The sequence below is a fragment of the Pseudorhodobacter ferrugineus DSM 5888 genome (assembly GCF_000420745.1).
Taxonomy (GTDB): Bacteria; Pseudomonadota; Alphaproteobacteria; order Rhodobacterales; family Rhodobacteraceae; genus Pseudorhodobacter; species Pseudorhodobacter ferrugineus.
In genome coordinates, this window is record NZ_ATVN01000009.1 from 1 (window position 1) to 12,891 (window position 12,891).

Consider the following 12,891-nt stretch of genomic DNA (forward strand, 5'->3'; position numbering starts at 1 on the left):
GCTTCCGGTTCCGGCTGAGATCGTCCTGCAGCCATTGATCAATGAAGCCGGTGAAGCCATCAAGTTTGGGCCGCTTGATATCTGCCGTTCGTTGATATCCGGGCGGGACCGAAAACATCATCATCTTCTTCACGCTCGCACGCGAAATCCCGAAATGGCCCGCTGCCACCCGTTCGCTCATGCCGCCCCGACGCGCGAGGCGGACCTTCAAATATAAATCCACGACTAAAATCTCCCGCCCTCCCTGAAACCAGTAAGGGCCAAAGTGGCAACATTTTACATTGCCCGCAGCGAGATTATCACGCCACTTCCGTGGCTCACTTTTGCACTGCCGTTCTCACCAGCAGGGCAAGTGCGGCATGTGGATCGACGCAACGGTTGCGGCATCCTTCGTGACTAACCCAAAGGATTCGACCGTAGCTGAGCATGTTGGCTTTGCACTGGCACCTGACAACGGTTTGGGCAAGCGCTCCAACTGGCTTTGGGCTTGGGCACTTGCTATCCCAGCAGGTACTCAGAAAGAAGCAGCTGCAAAAGAGTTCCTGGAATGGGCAACCTCCAAGGAATATATCGACCTCGTAGCGGCTAAAGAAGGCTGGGCAAACGTTCCTCCGGGCGCACGCGCTTCGCTTTACGCAAACCCAGAGTACCAGAAAGTGCCATTCGCAAAAATGACACTGGACTCGATCCTGTCGGCTAACCCGCAAGAACCAACGGTTGATCCGGTGCCTTACGTAGGTGTTCAGTTCGCGGCTATCCCAGAATTTGCAGGCATCGCGACAGACGTGAGCCAGGAATTCTCGGCAGCTTATGCTGGTCAGCAGACCGTTGAAGAAGCTCTGGCAAAAGCCCAGAAAATCGCTTCTGACGCTATGGAAGCAGCTGGCTACTAAGCCCGACTGCCACCGAAGTCTGGGGGGCGGCTTGTCCGCCCCCCGGCCACTTTTCACCCCATTCCATCATCACCTAAACCTGTAGACAAAGCGCGTTTTGTGCTGTCAGGGGAGGATTGTCCAATGGCTACCAAAGCTTCTCGTACCGCTGCCCGAATAATGATGGCGCCTGCTGTTATTTTACTTCTGGGCTGGATGCTCGTACCGCTCATCATGACACTCTGGTTCTCGTTCCGTAACTATCTGCCGTTGCGGGGGGGTGATCTGGGCTTTGCGGGTTTTGACAACTACGCGCGGTTTTTCTCATCGTCGGCTTTTTGGCCCGCCGTTGGGGCCACGATGATCATCGTTATTGGCACGCTTATCATAACCGTGACTTTGGGCGTTTTGCTGGCCTTGCTGCTTGACCAGCCGATGTGGGGACAAGGCATTGTCCGTATCCTCGTCATCGCGCCGTTCTTTGTTATGCCAACCGTGTCGGCGTTGGTTTGGAAAAACATGTTTCTTGACTCGGTGAACGGGCTTTTTGCGCATGTCGCCCGGTTTTTCGGCGCTGCTCCCGTTGAATGGATGATCCAAGCGCCGCTCTCAAGTATCATTCTGATCGTCAGCTGGCAGTGGCTTCCCTTCGCGACCCTTATTCTATTGACCGCAATTCAATCGCTTGACAGCGAACAGCTCGAGGCCGCCGAAATTGACGGCGCACCAAAGGTAAAGCGTTTCTGGTATATCATCGTGCCGCATCTTGGCCGCTCGATCACCGTTGTGATCTTGATCCAGACCATCTTTCTTTTGTCAATCTTTGCGGAAATCTATGTGACCACCGCCGGGGCGTTCGGCTCCAAAACCCTGACCTACCTCATCTTCCAGCGCGTGTTGGAAAGCCAGAACGTGGGCTTGGGCTCGGCCGGTGGTGTCTTTGCAATCATTCTCGCCAACATTGTCGCCATCTTCCTGATGCGCATTGTCGGCAAGAACCTGGACTCGTGAGGGAACATCATGGCGCGCTCAATCACAAATAAGCAAAAGACGATCAACACGGCATTTGCCTGGGGCATCGGACTTATAATCTTCTTTCCGATCCTTTGGACAATCCTGACCAGCTTTAAATCCGAAGCCGACGCTATCGCCTTCCCGCCGAAATTCCTGTTTTTTGACTGGACATTGGAAAACTACGCCGTGGTGCAGGAACGCTCTGATTATATGCGTTTTCTGTGGAATTCGATCATCATCGCTGGCGGCTCTACGCTGCTTGGCATCCTAATTGCGGTGCCAGCGGCTTGGTCGATGGCCTTTGTGCCGTCACGTCGGACCAAAGACATCCTGATGTGGATGCTGTCGACCAAGATGTTGCCTGCGGTCGGCGTGCTCTATCCGATGTACCTTATCTTTATCAAAATGGGGCTACTGGATACGCGCATCGGTCTGGTTATTGTTCTGATGTTAATCAACCTGCCGATCATCATCTGGATGCTATACACCTATTTCAAGGAAATCCCGGCCGAGATTTTGGAAGCCGCCCGGATGGATGGCGCATCGCTTGGCAAGGAAATCATCTATGTCCTGACCCCGATGGCGATCCCGGGCATTGCCTCTACGATTTTGCTAAACGTCATCCTTGCGTGGAACGAAGCGTTCTGGACGTTGAACCTGACGGCAGCCAAAGCAGCCCCCCTGACCGCCTTTATCGCCAGCTATTCCAGCCCCGAAGGTCTGTTTTACGCCAAGCTTTCGGCGGCCTCGACGATGGCCATCGCACCAATTCTCATCATGGGCTGGTTCAGCCAAAAACAACTCGTTCGCGGCCTCACCTTTGGCGCAGTGAAATAAGGAGCTCGGATTATGGGACGTATTACTCTTGATAAGGTCGAAAAGCGATTTGGTGACGTGCAGGTCATTCCGCCACTGGACCTGACCATCGAAGAAGGCGAATTTGTTGTGTTCGTTGGCCCCTCGGGCTGTGGCAAATCCACGCTTTTGCGCCTGATTGCGGGGCTAGAGGATGTATCTGGCGGCCAGATCCGCATTGATGGCAACGACGCCACGATGATCCCTCCCGCCAAGCGCGGTTTGGCAATGGTGTTCCAATCCTATGCGCTCTATCCGCATATGTCGGTGCGCAAAAACATCGCCTTTCCGTTGAAAATGGCAGGCATGGACAAGGCCGAACAGGACCGCCGCATTGATAATGCTGCGAAAATCCTGAACCTGACCGATTATATTGACCGTAAACCCGGCCAGCTTTCGGGTGGTCAGCGGCAGCGTGTGGCGATTGGCCGGGCGATTGTGCGCGAACCGGCGGCGTTTTTGTTTGACGAACCGCTGTCAAACCTTGATGCGGCGTTGCGCGTTGGCATGCGCTTGGAAATCACCGAACTGCACTCACGCCTGAAAACGACAATGATTTACGTGACCCACGATCAGGTCGAAGCCATGACTATGGCCGATAAAATCGTGGTGCTGCGTGCGGGCCATATCGAACAGGTGGGCAGCCCGCTGGAACTCTATCGTCGTCCGCGCAACCTGTTCGTGGCAGGTTTCATCGGTTCGCCCAAAATGAACCTGATCGCAGGGGCCGAGGCGGCCAAACACAACGCCACCACCATTGGCATCCGCCCCGAACATATGGGCGTGTCCAAAACCGAAGGCATGTGGAAAGGCCGTGTTGGCGTGTCCGAACATCTGGGGTCCGACACGTTCTTTTATGTCCATGACACCGGTCTGACCGATGGCATCACAGTCCGCGTGCCGGGTGAATTTGATCTGAAATCCGGTGATACCGTCTATTTGACACCGGATATGACCCATTTGCACAAGTTTGATGATAAAGGACTGCGGATCGAATGACACGCCTCTCAGGAAAATCAGCCTTAATCACTGGTGCTGCGCGTGGCATCGGTCGCGGCTTTGCCGAAGCCTATGTGCGCGAAGGTGCGACCGTGGCCATTGCAGACATTAACCTTGACGCCGCCAAGGCTGCAGCAAGCGAGATTGGCTCCGCCGCCTATGCGGTCCAACTGGATGTCAGCGACCAATCCAGTATAGACGCGGCCATCGCGGCGGTCGTCGCCCGCGCGGGCAAACTCGACATTCTGATCAATAACGCCGCCTTGTTTGATGCGGCCGAAACGGTCGATATCACCCGTGCCAGCTATGACAAACTCTACGCCGTGAACGTGGCAGGCACCTTGTTCACCATGCAAGCGGCGGCCAAGCAGATGATCGCGCAAGGCCACGGCGGCAAGATCATCAACATGGCATCGCAAGCGGGGCGTCGCGGCGAAAGCCTTGTTCTGGTCTATTGTTCCACCAAGGCGGCTGTCATTTCCATGACCCAATCGGCCGGCCTGAACCTGATAAAGCATGGCATCAACGTCAATGCCATCGCTCCCGGTGTGGTGGACGGCGACCATTGGGTCCATGTGGATGCGATGTTTGCGAAACTTGAAGGCAAAGCCCCCGGCCAGAAAAAGGCCGAAGTGGCCGCAGGCGTGCCCGCAGGCCGCTTTGCCACCCCCAATGACCTGACAGGGATGGCAATTTTCCTCGCCTCGCCCGAATCCGATTATATCCTGTCGCAGACGTATAACGTCGACGGCGGCCAATGGATGAGCTGATAGGAAGACCCGTATGAAACTGTCCAACGCCACGCTGGCCGCGCTTCCCAAAACCGTTCGGGTGCCCCGCTATGACCGCGCAACCTTGACGCCGGGCATCGTGCATATCGGCCTTGGCAACTTTCACCGTGGCCATCAGGCGTGGTATCTGCACCGCTTGTTTGACGCAGGGGTAAACCATGATTGGGCGATCATCGGGGCAGGGGTCCGCGCCACAGATACTGCAATGCGCGACAAGCTGCTGGCCCAAGATTGCCTGACCACGCTGATCGAACTTGACCCCTCGGGAAAATCGGCCGAGGTGACAGGCTCGATGATCGGCTTTGTTGCCGTGGAGAAGGGCAACGCCGCGCTGATCCACCAAATGGCCGACCCCGCGATCCGTATTGTCGCGCTGACCGTGACCGAAGGCGGCTATTACATCAATCCGACCGATGGCAGCTTTAACGCAGCCCATCCCGATATCGTCTATGACGCGGCCCATCCCGACGCGCCCAAAACCGCCTTTGGCGCGATGATAGCGGCGCTGAAACTGCGCCGTGACCAAGGCATTGGCCCCTTCACCTGTCAAAGCTGCGACAACCTGCAAGGCAATGGCGCGATCTTGCGCCAAACCATTGTGGGCCTTGCCCGCATGTCCGCCCCCGATTTGGCTGATTGGATTGACACCCACTGCACCTTCCCCAATTCGATGGTCGATTGCATCGTGCCTGCGACTGGCCCGAACGAACTGGCCTTGGCCCGCGAATTTGGCATCGAAGACGCGGCCCCCGTCACGCATGAAAACTTTCGCCAATGGGTGATCGAGGATGCGTTCTGCGCAGGTCGCCCCGATTGGGACAAGGTGGGCGCCACCTTTACCCCCCATGTGCATGACTACGAAACCATGAAAATTCGCATCCTGAACGCGGGTCATCAGGTCATCGCCAACGCAGGCGAGGTGCTGTCGGTTGAAACCATCGCGGGCTGTATGGCCCACCCGGCCATCCGCGCGCTGTTCAGCAAGGTCGAAATGACCGAGATTGCCCCGCATGTGAAACCCGTCCCCGGCATGACGCCAACCGCCTATGTCGACCTGATCGAACAGCGGTTTTCCAATCCCTCCATCGTCGACACCACCCGCCGCGTGGCCTTTGACGGCTCGTCGCGCCACCCCGGTTTCTTGCTGCCGCTGGTGCGCTCTGGCTTGGCCTCTGGTGTGCCCATCGAAGGTTTGGCGCTGGTCGAGGCGATCTGGGCCCGTATGTGCGAAGGCACGCGCGAAGACGGCAGTCAGATCACGCCGAACGATCCGTTCTGGGACGCGCTGCAAACCGCAGCCCGCGCCGCCAAATCTAACCCGCAGGCTTGGTTGAACCAAAGCCATATCTATAGCGATCTGGCGCAAAACCCGGGTTTTTCGGTTGCTTTTACCGCAGCCCTAACCAGCATTTGGGCCAATGGCACCGTCGCCACGATTGACGCCTATTGCGCAAAAACGTAACGCCGCGCGAAAGCCCTGTAAAACGCGGCCAAGATCATCTTGGCCGCGTTTTGCATTTCAAATTGCATCAGACCAAACCGGTTTCAGCCATAGCGCAAACTGAGGCCCGCACAGGCTTGTGCCAGCAATCAGCGCGCACTGGGGGCCTTGTTCCAAGGGAAGAAAATGCCAACGAATGGGAACAACAAAAAAGCCGCCCGAAGGCGGCCTTTTGTAAGTCTTTGACAAGACTAACCGAAATGGAGCGGGCGAGGCGATTCGAACGCCCGACCCTAACCTTGGCAAGGTTATGCTCTACCCCTGAGCTACGCCCGCACCGTTTCGGTAAGGCACGATGTATAAAGACAGCGCGTCCGCTGCAAGGGGGAAAATGCATTGGTGACATTTTTTTCGTCATTTTCCGCAGAAAACTTTTCGCCCCTCTGCAAGCTCGCCGCATAACGCTCTGAAAACGCCATAAAAGTCGACTTTGGGCGGTGCGCGTCGGGCATTGCCAATCAAGGCCGCTCTGCCTATGCCAAGGAAAGCCAGATAAGGATGACCCGATGACATTGGACGAGCTTTTGACCCGCAGCGGCGGTGTTTGTGAATTCTGCGGTGGCGACCTGCGTTTGGGTGGTGTCGAGGTGGCACCCCTTGGCCCCGTCGTCCTCTGTGCCGTGTGTCGCGGCGACCGCGCCGATAGCGCAGGCCACTGGCGTTGCCTTGAAGGCGCGGCATGGTCAGCTGTACCCGCTGTGCAATACGCCGTCTGGCGCCGCCTGCGCAGCTTGGACGAGGCATGGGCCACCGAGACCCGTGATGCAATGATCCTTTTGCCTGAAGTGCAGGCGGTGGTCGATGCGCCCGATGCGGTGGAACACCGCGATAGCAACGGTGTTGTCTTGGCCGCGGGCGATACCGTTGTGTTGATCAAGGACTTGCCCGTCAAAGGCACCAGCATGGTTGCTAAACGCGGCACCGCCGTGCGGTCCATCACCTTGGTTGCCGATAATGCTGCGCATATCGAGGGGCGGGTTGACGGTCAGCGCATCGTGATTCTGACTGAGTTCGTAAAGAAGAAATAGCCGCCGCAATCGCAGAATTGGGCATGGGCCTTGGCAGGGGGCCACACCTGCAGCTTTCCGCTCACGGCCCGAAATCTCGGCAAAAAAGCGCCCAAGGCCCAAAGAATCGATCTGGATTATCCCCCCGTTATCAGTATGTTGCGCGGTGAAGGTAATGTGCCTTTGACGCGGCCCCATAGGGGCTATTTTTGGAGACTAACTATGAAGAAATTCGTTCTGGCCCTCGGCGCAATCTCGGCTTTGGTAGTGGCTCAGGCAAACGCTCAGACAGTTATCGCTGACACCGATGGCAATGGCGTATACTCGATGGAAGAGCTGGTTGTATCCTTCCCAGATCTGACCGCAGAAAACTTTGCAGCCGCCGATACCAATGCCGATGGTTCCATCGACATGGAAGAGCTGGCAGCAGCTGTTGAAGCAGGCCATATCCCTGCATAAGCAGACCTGACCCAGCATCCGCTCGGGTCCAAGGGGCCGTCGCACATCGCGGCGGCCCTTTTGTTTTCGGGTGGTCTTTTGCAGGTTGACGGTGGCGGGGGCGCTGCCCCCCTGTGCCTTGCGGCCCATTCCCCCCGAAGTATTTTGGCCAAGATGAAGTTGGAAGGCGCGCAGGACGGGATGACGGCGCGCAAACATGTCGCGCGCCGCTTTGCGCGGTGAGCCTTACTCCAACTCTACCAGCAAATCCTTGGCATCGATCTGCGCGCCGGGGCTTACATGTACAGCCTTTACCACCGCCGCGCGGTCGGCGTGCAGGCCGGTTTCCATCTTCATCGCCTCGATCGTCAGCAACAGATCGCCCGCATTGACCTTTTGCCCCACCGTCACGCCAACAGACGCAATCGATCCCGGCATGGGCGCGCCGATATGGCCGGCATTCCCGTCAACGGCCTTTGGCTTGGCGGCGGTTTTTGCCTTGATCGCGCGGTTTGGCACGCGAATAACGCGCGGTTGGCCGTTCAGCTCAAAGAACACCTTCACATTACCATCGTCGCTGGTCTCGCTCAGGGTTTGCAGCCGGATTTCAAGCGTTTTGCCTGACCCGATTTCGGCCGAGATTTCTTCGCCTTCTTCCATCCCATAGAAAAATGTCCGCGTGGGCAGAATGCGCACAGGACCGTACAGGCGGTGGCGGGTGCGGTACTCCATGAACACCTTTGGATACATCAGATAGCCGTTCAGATCCTCATCATCCACGGTTTCATCATCCGGCTCTTCGGCGCCGGCCGCCAGATCACTGGCCAATTTGGCGCGTGTGGCCTCTAGGTCTATCGGGGGCAGTTTGGCACCGGGGCGGTCGGTGAACGGCGCCTCGCCTTTCAGTACCTTTTGCTGAATGCCTTGTGGCCAGCCGCCGTGCGGTTGCCCCAGATTGCCGCGCAGCATGTCAACGACAGACTCGGGGAAGACCACCTCGACGTCAGGGTCTTCGACCTGTGCGCGGTTCAGCCCTTGGGCCACCATCATCAAGGCCATGTCGCCAACCACCTTTGAACTGGGTGTGACTTTGACGATATCGCCGAACATCTTGTTCACGTCCGAATAGGTCTGCGCCACCTCATGCCAGCGTTCCTCTAACCCCAAAGACCGCGCTTGCGCCTTCAGGTTGGTAAACTGACCGCCCGGCATTTCGTGCAAATACACCTCGGATGCTGGCGCTTGCAGGCCGCTCTCAAACGCCGCGTAATGGGCGCGCACGCCTTCCCAATAGTTCGAAATCTCACGAATGGCGCCAATATCCAGCCCCGTATCGCGGTCGGTATGCGCCAAGGCCTCGACAATGGTCCCCAAAGTCGCCTGTGACGTGTTCCCAGACAGCGCATCCATCGCGCAATCCACCGCATCCACACCCGCCTCGGCGGCGGCCAGAATGGTGGCACACGCAATCCCCGCCGTGTCATGCGTGTGGAAATGGATCGGCAGGCCAACCTCTTCCTTCAACGCCTTGACCAGCACGCGGGCCGCCGCGGGTTTCAACAGCCCCGCCATATCCTTCAGCCCCAGCACATGCGCGCCTGCGGCCTTCAAATCCTTACCCATCGCAACGTAATATTTCAGGTCATATTTGGCCCGATCAGGGTTCAGCATATCTCCGGTATAGCAAATTGTGCCTTCGCAAACCTTGTTCGCCTCAACCACCGCGTCCATCGCCACGCGCATGTTTTCGACCCAGTTGAGTGAATCAAAAACCCGAAACACATCAACCCCCGTCTCGGCGGCCTGTTTCACGAACGCCTGCACCACATTGTCAGGATAGTTGGTATAGCCCACCCCGTTCGACGCGCGCAGCAGCATCTGCGTCATCACATTCGGCATGGCCGCGCGAATATCGCGCAGCCGCTGCCACGGACATTCTTGCAAGAACCGATACGCCACATCAAACGTGGCCCCGCCCCAGCATTCCACCGAAAACAACCCGCCCAGATTGGCAGCATAGGCAGGCGCCACGCGGATCATATCAATCGACCGCATCCGCGTGGCCAACAGGGATTGGTGCCCGTCACGCATTGTGGTGTCGGTGATCAGCACTTTCGTCTGCGCGCGCATCCAGTCGGCCACAGCCTGCGGGCCCTTTTGTTCCAACAGGTTGCGCGTGCCCATCTGCGGCTCGGACCGCAGGGCAGGGGGTTTTGGCGTGCGGATGCCGCTGGCAGGCAAGGGGCGACCAGCGGTTTCGGGATGCCCGTTCACCGTAATATCGGCAATATAGGTCAGGATTTTCGTCGCCCTGTCGCGGCGTTTCTTGAAATCCATCAGCTCGGGCGTGTTGTCGATAAACTTGGTGGTATAGGTGTCATCCAAGAACGTGGGATGCTTCAGCAGGTTTTCCACAAAGGCGATGTTGGTGGAAACGCCGCGTATCCGAAACTCGCGCAGCGCGCGGTCCATCCGCGCAATCGCCTTTTCCGGCGTCTGCGCCCAAGCGGTCACTTTCACCAGCAAACTGTCATAATAGCGCGTGATCACACCACCCGCATAGGCCGTGCCACCATCCAGCCGGATCCCCATGCCCGTGGCCGAACGATACGCGGTCAAACGCCCATAATCGGGGATAAAGTTGTTTTGCGGGTCCTCGGTCGTCACGCGGCATTGCAGCGCATGGCCCGACAAAGTGACATCGGCCTGCGATGCGGCCCCTGTCGCCTCGGCAAGCGTCTTGCCCTCGGCAATCCGGATTTGCGCCTGCACAATATCAATACCGGTGACTTCTTCGGTCACCGTATGTTCAACCTGCACGCGCGGGTTCACCTCGATGAAATAGAACTTGTCGTCGGTCATATCCATCAGGAATTCGACCGTGCCTGCGCATTCATAGCCCACATGCGCACAGATCTTGCGGCCCAATTCACACACTTCGGCGCGCTGGGCATCGGTCAAATAGGGCGCAGGCGCACGTTCCACAACCTTTTGGTTGCGGCGCTGGACCGAACAGTCCCGCTCATACAAATGGTAAATCTCGCCATGCTTGTCGCCAAGGATCTGCACCTCGACATGGCGCGCACGGGTGATCATCTTTTCCAGAAAACCCTCGCCATTGCCAAACGCCGCTTCGGCCTCGCGCCGCCCTTCGCGCACCTTATCGGCCAGCTCTGCCTCGGAATTGATCGGCCGCATCCCACGGCCGCCGCCACCCCATGACGCTTTCAACATCAACGGATAGCCAACCTCCGCCGCTTGGCGTTTAATCAACGCCATATCGTCGCCCAAAACATCGGTTGCGGGAATAACGGGAACACCGGCCTCGACCGCCACCCGCCGCGCGCTGGCCTTATCCCCCAACGCCCGCATGGTGTCCGCCTTGGGGCCAATAAACGTAATCCCCGCCGCATCACAGGCATCCACAAAATCCGGGTTTTCCGACAGCAACCCATAGCCGGGGTGAATGGCATCCGCGCCCGACATCTTGGCCACGCGGATAATCTCGGGAATGCTCAAATACGCGCCCACCGGTGACAGGCCGTCGCCAATCCGGTACGCCTCATCCGCCTTGAACCGGTGCAGGCCCAGCTTGTCCTCTTCGGCATAAACCGCCACGGTTTTCTTGCCCATCTCATTGGCGGCACGCATCACGCGGATGGCAATCTCGCCACGATTGGCAATTAGAATTTTGCGGAATTCGGCCATGTCGGTCACTCCCAAAGACTAAGGTTGCGCGCACTCTATTCGTGCCGCAGTGCAGCGCAACCCATTCTTTGGCTTTTCTTGAAACATTTGTGCAAGAATTGGGGTAATCATTCCCCTTTCGGAACCACTCGGCTTTCCAGCGGCACCTCGCGCAGCAGCTGCGCAAAACCAAGACCCACCAGCGCCATTGCCGCCACAATCCAGAAAATCGGATGAATGGCGGTCACGATCGCCGTGGCAACGGTGTCTTGCAACTCTGGCGTCAGGGTTGCCATGATCTGCGGCCCAATCTCGCCGCCCAATTCCGCCGCGCGGTCGCCCAGCACATCGGCCATCCGGCCTGCGAACATTGCGCCAAACACCGCCACAGCCAGCGACCCGCCAACTTGGCGAAACATCACCCCCGCCGCCGTCGCTGTCCCCAATTGCGCGCGCGGCACCGCATTTTGCACCGCCGTTGTCACCACGGGAAAAATACAGCCAAGACCAAGGCCGAGCACCGCAATCGACAGGCCAAAACCAACCATCCCCGTGTCGCGCGCAATCTGCGTCAACAACAAGGCCCCCGCCACGATCAACCCCATCCCAAACATCGGCAACACGCGGTAGCGCCCTGTGCGCCCCATGAACTGCCCCGCACTGGTGCTTGCAATCAAAATCCCAACCGTCAAAGGGATCAGCAACAAACCCGAAACCGTGGGCGTAATTCCCTTGGCGATCTGCAAATACAGCGGCAAAAACGTCACCGCCCCAAACAACGCAGCACCTGTGATGAACCCCAGAATGCTTGTGAACACGAAAACATTCTGCGTAAACAGGGACAACGGCAAAATCGGCTCTGCCGCGCGCTGTTCAATCGCGATAAACGCCGCCGTCGATGCCGCGCAAAGCGCAATCAACCCCAAGGCGCTGGGCGATGCCCACTCAATCGACCGCCCGCCAAGGCTGGTGACAAGTGTCAAACTTCCCAAGGCCAGCGTCAGCGCCGCAGCCCCGGCCCAGTCAATCTTGTGGCTGGCCCGTTTGCCCGTGGCCGAAAACCCGATGGCAAAGCCCGCAACCGCAAGCGCGCCCAATGGCAGGTTGATAAAGAAAATCCAGTGCCAGCTGAACGCATCCACAAACCAACCGCCGAGCAGTGGCCCCATCACCGCCGACAGCGAAAACACCCCCGCAAACACGCCTTGAATTTTGCCCCGATCGCGCGGCGGAATAACATCGCCAATCACCGACAGCGCCAGCACAAACAACCCGCCGCCGCCCAATCCCTGCAAGGCCCGCGCCGCAATCAAAAACTCCATGCTTTGCGCTATCCCGCACAGCGTGGACCCCAGCAAAAACAGCCCAACTGAAAAAAACACCATCCGCCGCCGCCCGTATAAATCGCCCAGCTTGCCATACAGCGGGGCGGCGATGGTCGACGCCAGAATATACGCCGTCACCACCCATGAAAGATGGTCCAGCCCGCCAAGATCGGCAACAATCGTCGGCAAAGCGGTGGACACGATGGTCTGGTCCAAGGATGCCAGCAGCAAGAGCACCGCCACCGACCCAATCACCAATCGGATGGACTGGCTCGGCGGGGCAGGGGTTGGGTTCTGGAAATTTTCTGTCATATCAATTCTTTCATGCGGCAACCGTGCCGAGGCGACAGGCTAATCTACCCGAATTGCGCCCACAGACCAGAGGTGACGCACTCAAATCAC

Annotated in this window: 10 protein-coding genes, 1 tRNA gene and 2 pseudogenes; 9 read left to right on the forward strand and 4 right to left on the reverse strand. The window is 57.9% G+C overall.

Annotated features, from left to right (window positions below; genetic code table 11):
- Positions 1–181, reverse strand: a pseudogene (locus tag G560_RS0109445) (IS21 family transposase); the annotation flags it as partial.
- Positions 182–341: 160 nt separating this feature from the next.
- On the opposite strand from G560_RS0109445, the pseudogene G560_RS18935 reads away from it, so the two are divergent.
- The 6 genes and pseudogenes from G560_RS18935 to G560_RS18940 all read left to right on the forward strand — a co-directional run.
- A pseudogene (locus G560_RS18935) lies at positions 342–893 on the forward strand (extracellular solute-binding protein); the annotation flags it as partial.
- A 123-nt stretch (positions 894–1,016) separates the two neighbouring features.
- Positions 1,017–1,883 carry a carbohydrate ABC transporter permease gene (locus G560_RS0109455; protein ID WP_022704074.1) on the forward strand — a complete coding sequence of 289 codons (867 nt, stop codon included), beginning with the start codon at positions 1,017–1,019 and terminating at the stop codon, positions 1,881–1,883.
- A gap of 9 nt (positions 1,884–1,892) precedes the next feature.
- Positions 1,893–2,723: a carbohydrate ABC transporter permease gene (locus G560_RS0109460; protein ID WP_022704075.1), complete on the forward strand. Its 831-nt coding sequence runs from the start codon at positions 1,893–1,895 to the stop codon at positions 2,721–2,723.
- Between the two features lie 12 nt (positions 2,724–2,735).
- Positions 2,736–3,740, forward strand: a complete 1,005-nt coding sequence (locus G560_RS0109465) for an ABC transporter ATP-binding protein (protein WP_022704076.1) — start codon at positions 2,736–2,738, stop codon at positions 3,738–3,740.
- Entirely contained in the window at positions 3,737–4,510 is a 774-nt protein-coding gene (locus G560_RS0109470) for an L-iditol 2-dehydrogenase (RefSeq protein WP_022704077.1), read from the forward strand. The genes G560_RS0109465 and G560_RS0109470 overlap by 4 nt, the downstream gene beginning before the upstream one ends.
- A 13-nt stretch (positions 4,511–4,523) precedes the next feature.
- Positions 4,524–5,993, forward strand: a complete 1,470-nt coding sequence (locus G560_RS18940) for a mannitol dehydrogenase family protein (RefSeq protein ID WP_022704078.1) — start codon at positions 4,524–4,526, stop codon at positions 5,991–5,993.
- A gap of 240 nt (positions 5,994–6,233) precedes the next feature.
- On the opposite strand, the gene G560_RS0109485 is transcribed toward G560_RS18940, so the two are convergent.
- Positions 6,234–6,308, reverse strand: a tRNA-Gly gene (locus G560_RS0109485).
- A gap of 230 nt (positions 6,309–6,538) precedes the next feature.
- Between G560_RS0109485 and G560_RS0109495 the strand changes: the two genes are divergently transcribed.
- The 3 genes from G560_RS0109495 to G560_RS20990 all read left to right on the forward strand — a co-directional run bounded on the left by G560_RS0109495 (position 6,539) and on the right by G560_RS20990 (position 7,720).
- The gene (locus G560_RS0109495) at positions 6,539–7,060 is read left to right on the forward strand and encodes an alkylphosphonate utilization protein (protein WP_022704079.1); all 522 of its coding nucleotides are present in this window, start codon (positions 6,539–6,541) and stop codon (positions 7,058–7,060) included.
- Between the two features lie 201 nt (positions 7,061–7,261).
- Positions 7,262–7,498 carry an EF-hand domain-containing protein gene (locus G560_RS0109500; protein ID WP_028913928.1) on the forward strand — a complete coding sequence of 79 codons (237 nt, stop codon included), beginning with the start codon at positions 7,262–7,264 and terminating at the stop codon, positions 7,496–7,498.
- Between the two features lie 60 nt (positions 7,499–7,558).
- Positions 7,559–7,720 carry a hypothetical protein gene (locus G560_RS20990; protein WP_022704081.1) on the forward strand — a complete coding sequence of 54 codons (162 nt, stop codon included), beginning with the start codon at positions 7,559–7,561 and terminating at the stop codon, positions 7,718–7,720.
- Positions 7,721–7,723: 3 nt separating this feature from the next.
- On the opposite strand, the gene G560_RS0109510 is transcribed toward G560_RS20990, so the two are convergent.
- Positions 7,724–11,185, reverse strand: coding sequence for a pyruvate carboxylase (locus G560_RS0109510; RefSeq protein WP_022704082.1), 3,462 nt, complete (start codon positions 11,183–11,185; stop codon positions 7,724–7,726).
- 107 nt (positions 11,186–11,292) lie between these two features.
- Positions 11,293–12,801, reverse strand: a complete 1,509-nt coding sequence (locus G560_RS0109515) for an MDR family MFS transporter (protein ID WP_022704083.1) — start codon at positions 12,799–12,801, stop codon at positions 11,293–11,295.
- Between the last annotated feature and the right edge of the window lie 90 nt (positions 12,802–12,891).